The sequence below is a fragment of the Aeromonas sp. 6P genome, from assembly GCF_051919525.1.
Lineage (GTDB): Bacteria > Pseudomonadota > Gammaproteobacteria > Enterobacterales > Aeromonadaceae > Aeromonas > Aeromonas veronii.
Window position 1 is genome coordinate 4342774 of sequence record NZ_JBQBEO010000002.1, and the last position, 14976, is coordinate 4357749.

A 14976-nucleotide genomic window follows, 5' to 3' on the forward strand; every position below is an offset into this window, starting at 1 on the left:
CGGATACGACCTTCTCTCAATCCATCCACTCCTGTGGCTGATGTTTCGGCAGCCGCATCTCGACCAACAAGCCGCCGAGATCCGAGCTTCCCAACCGGATAGTGCCGTGGTGCTGGGCGACTATCTTGGCCACGATGGCCAACCCCAGCCCACTACCGCCGACGGTCCGCGCCACATTCCCCTGAGTAAACGGCTTGAGCACCCGGGAATAGTCCTGCTCCGGAATGCCGGGGCCATCATCGGATAGGCGCAGGCGCACCCAGTGCCCATCGTCCTTGAGCTCGGCATGCAAACGGCTCGCCCCATAACGCTGCGAGTTGCTTGAGAGGTTGTTCAACACCCGCCGGATACTGACCGGATTGCAGGCCACCCGCACCGCCTCTTGCGGCAGCGCCAGATCAACTTCCAGTCCCTGCTCCGAGTAGATCAGCAAGGTATCGTGCACCAGCTGGGTCAGGTCGATCGGCTCCAGATCCTGCCCTTCATCCGGACGGATGTAATCGATGAACTGATCGATGATGGCATTGGACTCATCGATATCGGCGTTGATGCTCTCCTTGAGGTACTCGTCACCAGAGGACATCATCTCGGTCGCCAGCCGGATGCGGGTCAGCGGGGTACGCAGATCGTGGGAAACCCCCGCCATCATCAGGTTACGCTCTTCGATCAGGCTCTTGATGGAGTGCGACATATGGTTGAAGGTGCGGGTCAGTCGCCTTACTTCCCGTGAACCCAGCTCCCCCAGCGCCTCGGGGAAATGGCCTCTGGCCACCGCAACAGCGCCAGCTTCGAGATCCTCGAGCGGGCGCACCAGCTGCCGGGCAAAGCGCCAGGCCGCAAACAGAGTGATCACCAGCAGCACGCTCAGATAGATGATGAGGGGTTCGATATCGTCATCTTCAATCTCGGTCAGCGGGATCCGCACCCAGATTTTGCTGGCCTGCGGCGGCTGGATCCAGATGATGTAGTGATCCTGGATCTCGACCCGCACCTTGGCCGGGCCACCCAGCTCGCGGCTGATGTTCTCCTCCAGATAGGGGTATGGCTTGGCCTCGTTGAAGCCATGCTGCACCGCCTCGCTCTGGGTATAGATATCGGTACCGGTCGTCACATAGACCAGCGCCTCGGCATCTTCACTCAGCGCCAGTTGTTCAGTGTTGACCGGAAAGATCAGCTTGACCTGATTGGCCAGCAAGTGACTGATCTGCTTGACGGTTGGCGCCAGCAGATAGTTGTAGAAGGTGACGTAGGAGACTGCTTGATAGACCACCAGAACGGCGGCCAGAAACCAGAGCATGCGTGAGAACATGCTGCCGACCTTTTTCATGCACCGTCACCATCTGGCACGAACACATACCCCAGACCCCAGACGGTCTGCAGATAGCGGGGCTGGGCCGGATCCTGTTCCAGCAGGCGGCGCAGGCGAGAGACCTGCACGTCGATGCTGCGCTCGGTGGCGGTGTATTCACGGCCACGGGCCAGATTCATCAGCTTGTCGCGGGAGAGCGGCTCGCGCGGATGGCTGACCAGCACCTTGAGCACCGCAAATTCACCGCTGGTGAGCGCCATCGGCTCGCCATCCCGACTCAGCTCGCGGGTCGCGAGATTGAGTTGAAAAGCTCCGAAGTTGACCACCTTTTCTGCAGCAGAGGGAGCCCCCGGCAGCTCGACGGTATGGCGGCGCAGCACGGCACGGATCCGCGCCAGCAGTTCGCGGGGGTTGAACGGCTTGGGCAGATAGTCATCGGCCCCCATCTCGAGCCCGACGATGCGATCCACTTCATCCCCCTTGGCGGTGAGCATCAGCACCGGGATCTGGTTGCCCGCTTCCCGCAGACGACGGCAGATGGAGAGCCCATCCTCCCCCGGCAACATCAGGTCGAGCACCATCAGGCTGAAATTTTCACGAGTCAGCAAGCGATCGGCCTGCTCGCCATTGGCCACGCCGCGCACTACGAATCCCTGCTCGGTGAGATAGCGTTCCAACAGGGAACGTAATTTCAGGTCATCGTCCACGACCAGGACCTTGTATTGCTGCTGACTCATTGCTTTGCCTCTTCATTCTTTAGCTGCCCCCAATACTAGGGGGGGATATAGCGGGAGCAAAGCACAAATATGTTACCGGTTATTACCCGTCCCGAGAGCGTGACGGCCATCAAGTCACTGCGCTGGCCAGCGACTCCCTGAATGGCGCCAGCCGAGCCATCACGATTTCCCTCGACAGCAAGAGGACAAAAGCTAATATTCCCGAGCAGTTAGCGATGAATCCCCCCCTTTGACCAGGTCCGCATCACCATGAAGACAAAGCTGATCACCCGCGAAGGCTACAACAAGCTGAAAGAAGAGCTCGATTTCCTCTGGCGTCAGGAGCGCCCCGAGGTCACCAGGAAGGTGGCATGGGCCGCCAGCCTGGGGGATCGCAGCGAAAATGCCGACTACCAGTACAACAAGAAGCGGCTGCGGGAGATCGACCGGCGGGTGCGCTACCTGCGCAAATGCCTCGAAGAGCTGGGGATCGTCGACTATGCCCCCGCGCAGGAGGGCAAGGTCTTCTTTGGCGCCTGGGTCGAGGTGGAAAACGATGATGGCGAGACCAAGCGCTTTCGCATCGTCGGCTATGACGAGATCTTCGAGCGCAAGGATTACATCTCCATCGACTCCCCCATGGCCCGCGCCCTGCTCAAGAAAGAGGTCGGTGATGAGGCCATCGTCCGTACGCCAGTTGGTGACGTCTGCTGGTATATCAACGAGATCAGCTACCCCAAATAGCCGGACTGCTTGCCACAGGCACATCCTGAGTCACAGGTGCAATGGCAAGATAAACGCCCTCCCCTGCGACTTTATCAGTCTGACTGGTGCAGACCCCGGCGCAGGGTGGCATCCCGCAACACGACCCCATATAGTGCTCACACTTGGCGCCTGATAGCGCGGACTCGACCACAGAGGCCCTCAACAACATCATGATGCAAACCATAGAGAGACAGATTGCCGGTGAGCTCAATGCTCGCCCGGAGCAGGTGCAGGCCGCAGTGCGCCTGCTGGATGAAGGCTCGACCGTGCCCTTTATCGCCCGTTACCGTAAAGAGGTGACCGGCGGTCTGGACGACAGCCAACTACGTACTCTGGAGAGCCGCCTCGGCTATCTGCGTGAACTGGAAGATCGCCGTCAGGTGATCATTCGCTCCATCGAAGAGCAGGGCAAGCTGACCCCCGAGCTGATGCGCGAATTGAATGGCGCCGACAGCAAGACCCGGCTGGAAGACCTCTACCTCCCCTACAAGCCCAAACGCCGCACCAAGGGACAGATGGCCATCGAAGCGGGGCTGGAGCCGCTGGCCAACCTGCTGCTCAGCGACCCGATGCAGGATCCCGAGCACGCTGCAGCCACCTTCCTCAATCCCGAACAGGGCATTGCCGACAGCAAGGCTGCCCTCGACGGCGCCCGCTATATCCTGATGGAGCGCTTTGCCGAGCAGGCCGACTTGCTGGAGAAGCTGCGTGACTACCTGTGGCAAAATGCCACCCTGCGCGCCCGCGTGGTGGCAGGCAAGGAGCAGGAAGGGGCCAAGTTCAAGGACTATTTCGAACACGACGAACCACTGCACAAGGCCCCCTCCCACCGGGTGCTGGCCATGCTGCGCGGCCGTAATGAAGGGATCCTCAATCTGGCGCTGGTAACCGGTGACGATGAGAGTGCCAGCCCCTGCGAAGGGATCATTGCCCACCACCTCAAGCTCAATCTGCAGAACCGCCCGGCCGACAAATGGCTGCAAGGGGTGGTGAGCTGGACCTGGAAGATCAAGTTGTCGCTTCAGATGGAGACCGAGCTGATCGGCCGTATCCGCGAATCGGCAGAGGAGGAGGCGATCAAGGTGTTCGCCATGAACCTCAAGGATCTGCTGATGGCGGCCCCGGCGGGCATGCGCTGCACCATGGGGCTGGATCCGGGCATCCGCACCGGGGTCAAGGTTGCCGTGGTGGATGCCACCGGCAAGCTGGTCGATCACGCCACCATCTATCCGTTCGAACCAAAACGCCAGATTGATCAAAGCCTCAAGACCCTGAGCGAGTTGTGCCAGAAGCACAAGGTCGAGCTCATCAGCATCGGCAACGGCACCGCCTCGCGGGAGACCGACCGGCTGGTCAGCGATCTGTTCGAGCGCTACCCCGCCGCCAAGGCGCAGAAGATAGTGGTGAGCGAAGCGGGAGCCTCGGTCTACTCCGCCTCCGAGCTTGCCTCTCAGGAGTTCCCGGATCTCGATGTCTCGATCCGTGGCGCCGTCTCCATCGCCCGCCGCCTGCAAGACCCGCTGGCCGAGTTGGTCAAGATCGACCCCAAGAGTATCGGGGTGGGCCAGTATCAGCACGACGTCGGCCAGAGCCAGCTGGCCCGCCGGCTGGATGCCGTGGTCGAGGATTGCGTGAACGCAGTCGGTGTGGATGTGAATACTGCCTCGGTCGCCCTGCTCAACCGGGTTTCCGGCCTCTCCCAGACGTTGGCCCAGAACATCGTCGCCTATCGGGATGAGCACGGCGCATTCAAGAGCCGTCAGCAATTGCTGAAAGTAAGCCGACTCGGCCCCAAAGCCTTCGAACAGTGCGCCGGCTTCCTGCGCATTCGCGGCGGCAGCAATCCCCTCGACAGCTCGGCGGTACACCCGGAGTCCTATCCGGTCGTGGAGCGGATCCTCGCCAAGCTGGAGCAGACCGTGGAGAGCCTGCTCGGCAACAGCAGCCTGCTGCGCAGCCTGAAACCGGCCGACTATACCGATGAGCAATTCGGCGTACCTACCGTCACCGACATCATCGGCGAGCTGGACAAGCCGGGCCGCGACCCGCGCCCCGAGTTCAAAACCGCGACCTTCAAGGAAGGTGTGGAGCAGATCAGCGACCTGGTGCCCGAGATGGTACTGGAAGGGGTGGTCACCAACGTCACCAACTTCGGCGCCTTCGTCGATATCGGTGTTCATCAGGACGGTCTGGTGCACATCTCCTCCCTGACCGACCGTTTCGTCAAGGATCCCCGTGAGGTGGTCAAGGCGGGCGACATTGTGCGGGTCAAGGTGCTGGAAGTGGACGCCCCGCGCAAGCGGATCAGCCTCACTATGCGCCTCGACGAAAAGGCAGGGCAGCCCGCCCGCAAGCCGGCTGAAGCGCGCAACAGCAGTGCTGGCAACACCAAGCCAAGAAATGAGCCGCGCCAAAGCCCCCATATGGGTGGTGCCATGGGCAACGCCTTCGCGGCGGCGCTCTCCAAAGCGAAAAAGTAACGACACCTTCCAGAACACCTCTGAATGCAAAAAGCCCCGCAAGGGGCTTTTTTACACGCGAAGCTCAGGATCACTGCGTCAGGGCAGCAAGAATGCTCTCGGGCTCTCCATGCTGGGCCAGCACCTCCCGCAGTCGGTTGAATGCCTTGCAGGCCTCTTGCGGATACTTGCCGTAAGAGACGACGCCGGTGTGGCTCCAGCCAGCAGCCAGCATCACTTTCTTCTTGAAACTGGTTCCTTCAGTTCCCCCTCCTCCGAGCTGCATCAGAAACTGCTCCATCTGCAGGTGGGGGGGCGGTACACGGGAGAAGGTGGTGAAATCTTCCGCTTTGACTTCATCGAAATGCATGACAGCTCCTGTGAAATTGGAATGGGCCTGATCTTCAGGTTAGTTGCAAAACAGGCAAAGGAGCTGAAAGTTTGGCGAGGGTGATTCAGATATGCAGACTGAGGGACTGGGTAGAGGCCGGGCTGACAGCCTGTTGATAGTGGCCCGCGATGACGCTGTTGCGCTTGTCCATATAGGCACTCAGCACACCGCCAGATTTCGCGCTCTGCTCGGCCATCAGCTCTTTGCGTGCCTTGGCCTCACTCGCGGCGGCGCTGCGCGCGACGGCCAGATCCTGCGCGGAAGGCTCGGCAGGCGCTAGCGCTGCAGCGCGGATCTGCTGCATCTTGGCGATGGTAGCGGCAGGGTCACCGGGTACGACACTGGTATCGATCTGGACTTCGCCACCCGTCGCATAACGCTTGCCATCCGGCCCTTGCGTAAACTGATAGGTGGGCGAGCTGGCGTACTCTCCACCCGCAGACTGGTGAGCCTGCTCATGAGTACGCACCTCCTTGTCACGCTCGACAAGATCCTGAACCTGCTGCTCTTGCCGCTGTTGCTGCTCCTGCTGTTTAGGGTCTTGCTGCTTGCGCTGCCCATCCTCGCCGGTGGCCTCGACAAAGCGATTGTCTGGCAGTGTCGTCGGGGCTAATTGCCCGGTTTCACGGCTGTTCTGGGAGCTCTGATTGCTGGAGGCCTGACCGGCTTTGGATTTCTCTTTCTGGGAGCCGACTTCAGATTCGGCAACGGAGGCTTGGCCCGCACGGGCCTGCGGGATCAGTTCTGCCCGGCGATTATCCGTCCTCGCCGCTTCCACCTGGGGTTGCAGTTGTGTCGGGATAAGGGGGGGCAGACTGACATTGATGTTCATCTCACACCCGGATGTCGATCAGGGTTCCCATCATATCGCTGGCGGTCTGCACTACCTTGGCGGAAGCGCCAGCCTGCTGCTCGGCCACCTTGAGATTGACAAGCTCATCGGTCACTTGCACCTGATCCCCGCTGGGGGTGTTGAGGCGGGCGATCTGATTGGATGCCTTGTCGGCAATCTGCTCGGCTCGCTGAAATCCCTGTACCCCGCTGTTGAAAGCAGAATCAATACGCATGGTGTTACTCCTCTGGTCACAGCTTAATTATCCGCCAGACCAGAGGATTAATGAAGCTTGCCGGCTGTTTTTTAGCCAACAAAATCTCGAACGATTTCAATGAATTCGTCAGGGTGGGAGATAAAAGGTGCGTGTGAGGCCTTATTGAGGGTCACGCTGCGGCTGGCAGGGTAGAGATCATCCAGCAGGGGAATGGCCGCCTTGGGCACCAATGAATCCAGTCGGCCATAGATCCGCAACCAGGGCAGATCCAGCTCCCGCAGCGGTTCGCGCAGGTCAATGTCGGCCAACAGCGTCAGCCCGGCCTCGAGTGCGGCAAACTGGGGCGCCGGGCGCTCGGCCAGCCAGTGGCGCAACTGACGGATATCATCCCGGGCATGTTCGCTGCCCATGGCCTGGATCGCCAGAAAGCGCTCTATGGTCTGGCGAAAATCCCCCGCCAACATCTGGTTGAAGCCGGTCAGTACCTTGGGGGCGATCCCCGGCCACTCATCACGGGCCATGAAACAGGGGGAGCTGGCCATGGTGATCAGAGAGTGCAGCCGATCGGGATGCGTCAGCGCCAACTGGCTTGCCACCAGACCGCCGAGCGACCAGCCAAGCAGATGGCACTTCTGCGGCAAGATGGCGGCCACCTGCTCGGCAAGCCAGGGCAGGCTGTAATCCACCTCGTCTGCCAGCAGGCTGTTGCCAAAGCCGGGCAAATCCACCAGATGAACCCGATAGTGGGACGACAACTGTTGGGCAACACCATGCCAAACCGCACCGTTCATCCCCCACCCGTGCAACAGCACCAGATCGGGCCCCTGGCCAAACTGCTCTACCGATATGCTCATCTAGACTCAAGATCCCTGTTCATGCTCTTGGGGTCAGCATGTTAAAGCGACTGCTCGCTAAAGCAAGCCCGCTGCTCGGCAGCCACGGTGACTGGCAAGGGAGTTGCCTGCTCTGCCATCAGCCTTGCGACAACGCTCCCCTGCTCTGCAGCTGGTGTCGGCAGGCGCTGCACCAGTCACAGCCAAGATGCCGCCTCTGCGCCGCACCGCTGGCTGACTATATAGAAGAGAGCATACCGGTCTGTGGTCGCTGCCAGCGCAGACCTCCCCCCTGGGAGCGGTTGCAGGTGATTGGCGACTACCAAACCCCCTACCCCATGCTGATCCCCCGGCTCAAATATTCCGGCCAGATCCTGCTGGCGCCGCTACTGGCACGCCTCTTGGCCGACCATCTGGATGACAACGAGCCGCCGGAGGCGATCATTCCGGTTCCCCTGCACTGGTGGCGGCAGTGGCGGCGTGGGTTCAATCAGGCGGAGGAGATCGCGCAAGCCCTTGGCGAGTTCACCGGTATTCCCTGCGACAACACTCTGTTGCAACGCATCAAGGCGACCCCGCAACAAACAACCTTGAGCGCCGGGCAGCGGCGGCGCAATCTGCGCGGGGCATTCCGGATCCGCTCCCACCAATACCGTCATGTCGCCCTGCTCGATGACGTCGTAACCACAGGCGCCACCGCTGGGCAGCTAAGTCGTTTGCTCCATGAGAGCGGCATCACAAAGGTGGAAGTGTGGGCGATCTGTCGTACCCTGCGGCACAACAAGTAGCCATCGGCATGCTACCCAAGCATTAATAACCGCGTTATCATGAATACCCTAGTCGTACACTCAGGTTTATGAGGATAGTGATGATCAGCATTTCCGACGCCGCCCAGGCCCATTTCCGTAAACTGCTGGAAAAACAGCCTGATGGCACCAATATCCGGGTGTTTGTGGTCAATCCGGGAACCCAGAATGCCGAGTGTGGCGTATCGTATTGCCCGCCCGATGCCGTGGACCCGGAAGATCAACACCTGCCCTTCAGCGGCTTCGACTGCATGGTCGATCCCCTGAGCGCCCCCTTCCTGGTGGATGCCACCATCGACTTCGTGACCGATCAGATGGGCTCCCAGCTCACCCTGAAAGCACCGAACGCCAAGATGCGTAAAGTGGCCGATGACGCGCCGCTGATCGAGCGCATCGAGTACGTGCTGATGTCCGAAGTGAACCCCATGCTGGCCGGTCACGGTGGCAAGGTCACTCTGGTCGAACTGACCGAAGACAAACTGGCCATCCTGCAGTTTGGCGGCGGTTGCAACGGTTGCTCCATGGTCGATTACACCCTGAAAGAGGGGATCGAGAAGCAGCTGCTGGAGAAGTTCCCGGGTGAGCTCAACGGTGTGAAAGACGCCACCGAGCACCAGCGCGGCGACCACTCCTACTACTGATTTGCAGCCCTTGCAGCAAAGAAAAGGCCCCGCCATCTGGCAGGGCCTTTTGCATGGGCAATCGGCAGATTACTCGTCCTTCTTGTCTCGCGACAGCAGGGCGACGGCCGCCTCTTTCGGGTTCTTACCCTCGTAGAGCACCTTGAAGATCTGCTCGCAGATGGGCATCTCGACGCCGCAGCGGGCCGCCAGCAGATGCACCTCTTTGGTGTTGCGATACCCCTCCACCACCTGACCGATCTCGGTCATGGCTGTGTTCACATCCTTGCCAGCCCCGAGGGCCAGCCCGAAGCGACGGTTGCGCGACTGGTTGTCGGTACAGGTGAGCACCAGATCCCCGAGCCCCGCCATCCCCATAAAGGTTTTGGCATCGGCACCCAGCGCCGCCCCCAGACGCTGCATCTCCACCAGACCCCGAGTGATGAGCGCGGTTCTGGCATTGGCGCCAAACCCTAGCCCGTCGGAGAGACCGGCACCGATAGCGATGACGTTCTTCACCGCCCCACCCAGCTGCAGACCGACGAAATCCGGATTGGTATAGACCCGGAACGAGCGGCCACAGTGCAGCAGGTGGGAGAGATCGTCGGCGAACTCGTCGTGGGTCGAAGCGACCGAGATGGCGGTCGGCAGACCAGCAGCCAGCTCCTTGGCGAAGGTGGGGCCGGAGATGACCGCCAGCGGCATCTCGTCACCCAGCACTTCACGAGCCACATCCTGCAGCAGACGGCCACTGTCCGGCTCCAGACCCTTGGTGGCCCAGGCGATACGGGTATCGGGGCGCAAGAAGGGCTTGATCCGGGTCAGCACATCGCCAAATACATGGCTCGGCACGACCAGCAGCAGCACGGGGGCAGCCTGTACCGCACGTTGCAGATCCGCAGTTAGCTGCAGATCGGCAGGAAAAGGGACATCAGGCAGAAAAGCCTTGTTGCAGCAGTCTTGTTCCAGCTCGGCGACATGAGCAGGGTCGTGACCCCACAGCAGGGTCGGATGACCGTTGCGCGCCAGAGAAATGGCAAGTGCGGAGCCATAAGACCCCGCCCCCAAGACCGAGATAGCGATCTGGTCAGCCATTATCAGGCTTCCGCAGTCGCCTGCTGGGCCTGTGCTTGCGCCATGTGCTGGGCAAACAGGGCATCGAAGTTGACCGGTGCCAGGTTCAGCTGCGGGAAGGACCCCTTGCTCACCATGTTGGCCACGGCTTCGCGGGCATATGGGAACAGGATGTTCGGGCAGAAGGCAGCCAGGCAGTGAGCCAGTTGCGGCTCCGGCAGGTTACCGATGGTGAAGATACCGGCTTGCTGTACTTCGCACAGGAAGGCAGTTTCGGTTTCCAGTTTGCAAGTTACGGTCAGGGTCAGAACAACCTCGTACACGTTCTCAGCCAGGATGTTGGTCTTGGTATCCATATCCAGCTTGACGTCCGGCTGCCACTCTTTCTGGAAGATGTGCGGGGTGTTCGGCGCTTCGAAAGAGACATCCTTGGTGTAAACACGCTGGATGTGGAATTCCGGTTGTACTTCCTGGTTGTTGATCTCGTCAGCCATTTCGTTTGATTCCTTGTTATATGGATAAGTGGGCTCAGGCCCTGCTTAAATCAGCGTTTCTTGGTTACCGGCAGATTTTCTGCACGCCATTGGGCCATGCCACCGCCGAGCACATAAACCTGCTTGAAGCCAGCTTTGCTCAGCTGGCGGCCCGCGCCGCCCGCAGTCATTCCCGACTCGCACACCACTATGATGGGGGCATCTTTATGCTTTTCAACCGGGCCCAGATTATTGCTCTGGATCTGGGTCAGCGGCAGGTGCTGGGCACCGGCCAGATGGCCCTTGGCATACTCTTCCTGACTGCGAATATCCACCACGGTGGCATTCTCGCGATTGATCAGCAGGGTCGCGGTGTGGTTGTTGACGGTTTTTACCGGGGACAAACGGGCACGCACAGTGGTGTAAACCAGAGTGCCAGCAAGGCCCAACCAGGCTGCGGTCAGCAGCGGGTTGCGGGCCGCAAAATCCAAATACTCTTGCATCTTCTACTATCCAGGGACCAAGACAAGGGCCCGAGTATACATGGGGGTATTGATAAGATCAGCCATCTTGGCGGCAAAGCGCGAGCAGGCTCCCATCATCATTGGGCAGCGAGCATGGCAGGAAAGGCGTGGCTTGCGGGGCCGCGGGAGCGCCCCTTGGCTATCAGGTGACTATTTCGGCAGATGTAGTAATATTACGCTAGTTTCATTTCCCGCATTTTTTCCAATCCGAGAGGACATAGTCTTATGTCAACAGCTAAGAAACCTTTGGTTCTGGTCATCATGGACGGTTGGGGCTACAGCACCAAGCAAGAGCACAACGCCGTCGCTGCCGCCAAGACTCCCAACCTCGACCGTCTGGCCCGTGACTACACCAGCACCCTGATCTCCGGCTCCGGTCTGGACGTCGGTCTGCCGGATGGCCAGATGGGCAACTCCGAAGTGGGTCACGTCAACATCGGTGCCGGTCGCATCGTCTATCAGGAGCTGACCCGTATCTCCAAAGACATCCAGGACGGTGAATTCTTCCAGAACGTCGAGCTGGCCAAGGCTGTTGACGCTGCCGTGACCAACGGCAAAGCCGTTCACATCATGGGCCTGATGTCCCCGGGTGGCGTACACAGCCACGAAGAGCACATCATGGGCATGATCGAAATGGCTGCCAAGCGTGGCGCCGAGAAGATCTACCTGCACGCCTTCCTGGATGGCCGCGACGTTCCGCCGCGCTCCGCCCAGTCCTCCATCGAGCTGTTCGATGCCCTGTTCGCCAAGCTGGGCAAGGGTCGTTTCGCCTCCATGATCGGCCGTTACTTCGCCATGGACCGTGACAACCGCTGGGATCGCGTGCAGCAAGCCTATGACCTGATGACCCAGGGTAAGGGCGAGTTCACCGCCGAGAACGCCACCGAAGCACTGGCTGCCGCCTATGCTCGCGACGAGAACGACGAGTTCGTCAAAGCCACTCGCATCGGTGAAGCGGCACCGATGGAAGATGGCGATGCGCTGATTTTCATGAACTTCCGTGCCGACCGTGCCCGTGAAATCACCCGCGCCTTCGTTGACACCGACTTCACCGGCTTCGCCCGTGCAGTCGAGCCAAAGCTGAACTTCGTGATGCTGACCGAATACGCGGCCGACATCAAAACTGCCTGTGCCTACCCGCCGACCGCTCTGGTCAACACCCTGGGTGAGTGGCTGGCCAAGCAGGGCAAAACCCAGCTGCGCATCTCCGAAACAGAGAAGTATGCTCACGTCACCTTCTTCTTCAACGGTGGCGAAGAGTCCTGCTTCACCGGCGAAGATCGCGAGATCGTGGCCAGCCCGAAAGTGGCGACCTATGACCTGCAGCCGGAAATGAGCTCCGAAGAGCTGACTGACAAGCTGGTTGCAGCCATCAAGAGCGGCAAGTACGACGTCATCATCTGTAACTACCCGAATGGCGACATGGTTGGTCACACCGGTGTGTTCGATGCCGCCGTCAAAGCTTGTGAAGCCGTTGACCACTGCATCGGTCGTGTCACCGACGCCCTGGCCGAAGTGGGTGGCGAGTGCCTGATCACTGCCGACCACGGCAACGCCGAGAAGATGCTGGACGAAGAGACTGGTCAGGCCCACACCGCCCACACCAATCTGCCGGTTCCGCTCATCTATTTCGGTCGCAAAGCCGAGGTAGTTGAAGGTGGCAAACTGTCCGATCTGGCCCCCACCATGCTGACCCTGATGGGTCTGCCGGTGCCGCCGGAAATGACTGGCAAGCCCCTGATGATTCTGAAATAATCCTTCCCCATGCGGGGATGCGAAGTTATTTCACAGAAAACCAGTCGCGTCGGCCTGTTGGCCGGCGCGCTGTTTTTTTGCCTGTCATTTGGTGCCAGCACACCGGCTTTGGCCGCCAATCATCAGCTGGGGACCATGCAGTCCCAGATCAAAGAGCAACAGAAGACCATCAAGCTCAGCAAGCAGGAGCTTGCCAAGCTCAATACCCAGCTCAAGGCTGACGAGCAGGCCATCTCGGCCGCCGCCGCCAAACTCAACCAGACCAGGCAGCAGTTGAAGCAGAACCAGCAGACGCTGGCGACCCTGCAAAAAGACAAGCTGGCGCTGGAAGTTCAAGCCAAACATCAGAAGCAGTTGCTGGCCAAACAGGCGGAGAGCGCCTTTCAGGCGGGCAACCACGACTACCTCAAACTGCTGCTCAATCAGCAGGATCCGGCCAAACTGAGCCGCTCCCTCGACTACTACGACTACCTCAACAAGGCCCGCATCGAGGCCATCGACGCCCTGCGCGCCACCCGTGACAAGCTGGCGAAAAACCAGCAGGACACCAAAGAGACCGAAACCAGACTGCAGACCCTGCTTGCCGAACAGCAGGAGCATCACCAGACCCTGCTGGCCAGCCAGCAGAGCCGGGCCAAGGTGCGCAACCAGTTGCAGCAGTCGGTACAAGATGACGAGCAGAAGCTCACCAAGCTGGTCAAGGCGGAGAAAGCGCTGAAAGCTCGGCTGGAGGAGCTGCGCCGCAAGCGGGAAGAGCAGGAACGCCGTGAACGGGCCGAGCGGGAGCGGTTGGCCAAGCTGAAAGCGGAGCAGGAGCGTCAGCGCAAGCTGGCCGAACAGCGCCGCGCCGAGCAACAACGACTCGCCGCTCAGCAGAACAAAACCGTCAAACCGGCAGAACCGGCCGAAGAGGTAGCCAGCAGCAAACCGGAGCGCGGCTCGGGCATCAGCAGTGCCGGTCACTACAGTGGTCTCAAGACCAATGGCAGCCTGCGCTGGCCGGTACAGGGGCCGATCCTCATCTCTTACGGTTCGCCGCGCACCGCCCAGCTTAAGTGGAAAGGCACCCTGATCGGCGCCAGCGAAGGGACCCAGGTCAAGGCGGTCGCACCGGGACAAGTGGTCTACGCCGACTGGCTCGACGGCTTCGGTATGCTGCTGGTGATCGATCACGGCAAGGGCTATATGAGCCTCTACGGTCACAATCAGTCGCTGCTGCGTCAGGTTGGCCAGAATGTGGAACAGGGTGAGCCGGTGGCGCTGGTCGGTGACAGTGGCGGTCAGGACAGACCGGGCCTCTACTTCGAAATTCGCTATCAGGGCGAGGCGATCAACCCGACCAAATGGCTGGCCAAGGGTTGAGTCAACCCGGCCGACAAACGCCTCACACGCTCACAACAAAAGCCTGCCTCACGCAGGCTTTTGTCGTTTCAGGAGTACAGCAACCCGCTGTCACTCCCATTTGATGAAAAATTACCTAATTTTTCGCTCGGCTCAGGGGAAGACAACCAGACCGATCTGCTCCAGCAATGTCTGCTGCTGATCCTCGTTAATTTGCACCCCTTGCAGATCGACCCGGCGCAGATCCAGCCCTGGCAGATCGCACTGGCGCAGATCGCAGCCCTGCAGCTTGAAGCTGGTCCAGTCAATCTGGCCAAACTCGGAGCCGCTGAGATCGGAACCCGCCAGCGAGGCACCAAACAGGTTGGCCCCCTGCCAACGGTTGCCGGTCAGCTCGCACTTCTCCAGCAGGCAACCCTCGAAGCTGGCGTAACTGAAGTTGTTGCCGGTCAGATGGGCCTCGCAGAAGTAGCTTTTGGCGGTGATCTGGTTGGCGAAGCTGGCGTGGCCGAAGTTGATGCCGACCGCCTGACAGTCGCGCAGCTCCAACCCCAGACACTGGCTGCGGCTGCAATCGGCCATGGTGAGATCGCAGCGCAGGAAGCTGGCCTCGCGCAGCTCGCAACCCTGCAACAAGCAGCCCCGTTCACTCTCCCGATCGTAGAAGCTGCAGTCGATGAAGCGGCTATCGCTCAGATCCAGCCAGGAGAAGTTGCAGCCGATAAAGCGGCACTCCGAAAACTGCTCCCCCTCCACATCCTGTTGCTCGAACCGGACATCCACGAACTGCTTGCCTCTGATCATCGGAAAACTCCTGCAAAAACGGCTTCATATGCTGACTTTATCCGCCAAAAACGGTAA

16 protein-coding genes are annotated in these 14976 nt (G+C 60.1%); 6 read left to right on the top strand and 10 right to left on the bottom strand.

What is annotated here, in order from left to right; all coding sequences use genetic code 11:
- Positions 1 to 16 precede the first annotated feature (16 nt).
- Both envZ and ompR read right to left on the bottom strand, forming a co-directional pair.
- Positions 17 to 1327 carry a two-component system sensor histidine kinase EnvZ gene (gene envZ, locus ACTG2J_RS20290; protein ID WP_021230784.1) on the bottom strand — a complete coding sequence of 437 codons (1311 nt, stop codon included), beginning with the start codon at positions 1325 to 1327 and terminating at the stop codon, positions 17 to 19.
- On the bottom strand, positions 1324 to 2046 hold the full coding sequence (ompR, locus tag ACTG2J_RS20295) for an osmolarity response regulator transcription factor OmpR (RefSeq protein WP_005340625.1): 723 nt from the start codon (positions 2044 to 2046) through the stop codon (positions 1324 to 1326). The genes envZ and ompR overlap by 4 nt, the downstream gene beginning before the upstream one ends.
- Before the next feature lie 249 nt (positions 2047 to 2295).
- On the opposite strand from ompR, the gene greB reads away from it, so the two are divergent.
- Positions 2296 to 2769 (top strand): transcription elongation factor GreB, encoded by a 474-nt coding sequence (greB, locus tag ACTG2J_RS20300; protein ID WP_216947552.1) that lies wholly within the window; start codon positions 2296 to 2298, stop codon positions 2767 to 2769.
- A 191-nt stretch (positions 2770 to 2960) separates the two neighbouring features.
- Positions 2961 to 5270 carry a Tex family protein gene (locus ACTG2J_RS20305; RefSeq protein WP_439989603.1) on the top strand — a complete coding sequence of 770 codons (2310 nt, stop codon included), beginning with the start codon at positions 2961 to 2963 and terminating at the stop codon, positions 5268 to 5270.
- 70 nt (positions 5271 to 5340) lie between these two features.
- Here ACTG2J_RS20305 and ACTG2J_RS20310 read toward each other — a convergent pair whose 3' ends face one another.
- From ACTG2J_RS20310 to bioH, 4 genes are all read right to left on the bottom strand, one after another.
- Positions 5341 to 5619 carry a hypothetical protein gene (locus ACTG2J_RS20310; protein ID WP_005355353.1) on the bottom strand — a complete coding sequence of 93 codons (279 nt, stop codon included), beginning with the start codon at positions 5617 to 5619 and terminating at the stop codon, positions 5341 to 5343.
- Positions 5620 to 5704: 85 nt separating this feature from the next.
- A complete protein-coding gene (locus ACTG2J_RS20315; RefSeq protein ID WP_088868230.1) occupies positions 5705 to 6472 on the bottom strand; it encodes a putative metalloprotease CJM1_0395 family protein in 768 nt (255 codons plus the stop codon).
- A gap of 1 nt (position 6473) precedes the next feature.
- Complete coding sequence (locus tag ACTG2J_RS20320) at positions 6474 to 6707, bottom strand: flagellar basal body rod C-terminal domain-containing protein (protein WP_005340632.1); 234 nt, start codon at positions 6705 to 6707, stop codon at positions 6474 to 6476.
- A 71-nt stretch (positions 6708 to 6778) separates the two neighbouring features.
- Positions 6779 to 7543 carry a pimeloyl-ACP methyl ester esterase BioH gene (gene bioH, locus ACTG2J_RS20325; RefSeq protein WP_113740145.1) on the bottom strand — a complete coding sequence of 255 codons (765 nt, stop codon included), beginning with the start codon at positions 7541 to 7543 and terminating at the stop codon, positions 6779 to 6781.
- 38 nt (positions 7544 to 7581) lie between these two features.
- Between bioH and ACTG2J_RS20330 the strand changes: the two genes are divergently transcribed.
- Both ACTG2J_RS20330 and nfuA read left to right on the top strand, forming a co-directional pair.
- Positions 7582 to 8310 carry a ComF family protein gene (locus ACTG2J_RS20330; RefSeq protein ID WP_421295122.1) on the top strand — a complete coding sequence of 243 codons (729 nt, stop codon included), beginning with the start codon at positions 7582 to 7584 and terminating at the stop codon, positions 8308 to 8310.
- Positions 8311 to 8390: 80 nt separating this feature from the next.
- Positions 8391 to 8969, top strand: a complete 579-nt coding sequence (gene nfuA / locus ACTG2J_RS20335) for a Fe-S biogenesis protein NfuA (RefSeq protein WP_005340636.1) — start codon at positions 8391 to 8393, stop codon at positions 8967 to 8969.
- Positions 8970 to 9038: 69 nt separating this feature from the next.
- Here the strand turns inward: nfuA and gpsA are convergent, their stop codons facing one another.
- The 3 genes from gpsA to ACTG2J_RS20350 are packed head-to-tail and all read right to left on the bottom strand — an operon-like array spanning position 9039 to position 10998.
- A complete protein-coding gene (gene gpsA, locus ACTG2J_RS20340; protein ID WP_113740147.1) occupies positions 9039 to 10043 on the bottom strand; it encodes an NAD(P)H-dependent glycerol-3-phosphate dehydrogenase in 1005 nt (334 codons plus the stop codon).
- A 2-nt stretch (positions 10044 to 10045) separates the two neighbouring features.
- Complete coding sequence (gene secB, locus ACTG2J_RS20345) at positions 10046 to 10516, bottom strand: protein-export chaperone SecB (RefSeq protein WP_005340639.1); 471 nt, start codon at positions 10514 to 10516, stop codon at positions 10046 to 10048.
- 50 nt (positions 10517 to 10566) lie between these two features.
- A complete protein-coding gene (locus ACTG2J_RS20350) occupies positions 10567 to 10998 on the bottom strand; it encodes a rhodanese-like domain-containing protein (RefSeq protein ID WP_005340640.1) in 432 nt (143 codons plus the stop codon).
- A gap of 246 nt (positions 10999 to 11244) precedes the next feature.
- Here ACTG2J_RS20350 and gpmM point away from each other — a divergent pair, with 246 nt between their 5' ends.
- Together gpmM and envC are read left to right on the top strand one after the other, a co-directional pair.
- Positions 11245 to 12774, top strand: coding sequence for a 2,3-bisphosphoglycerate-independent phosphoglycerate mutase (gene gpmM / locus ACTG2J_RS20355; protein ID WP_076493923.1), 1530 nt, complete (start codon positions 11245 to 11247; stop codon positions 12772 to 12774).
- 9 nt (positions 12775 to 12783) lie between these two features.
- Positions 12784 to 14136 carry a murein hydrolase activator EnvC gene (envC, locus tag ACTG2J_RS20360; protein ID WP_113740148.1) on the top strand — a complete coding sequence of 451 codons (1353 nt, stop codon included), beginning with the start codon at positions 12784 to 12786 and terminating at the stop codon, positions 14134 to 14136.
- Positions 14137 to 14268: 132 nt separating this feature from the next.
- On the opposite strand, the gene ACTG2J_RS20365 is transcribed toward envC, so the two are convergent.
- A complete protein-coding gene (locus ACTG2J_RS20365) occupies positions 14269 to 14919 on the bottom strand; it encodes a Qnr family pentapeptide repeat protein (protein WP_439997841.1) in 651 nt (216 codons plus the stop codon).
- Between the last annotated feature and the right edge of the window lie 57 nt (positions 14920 to 14976).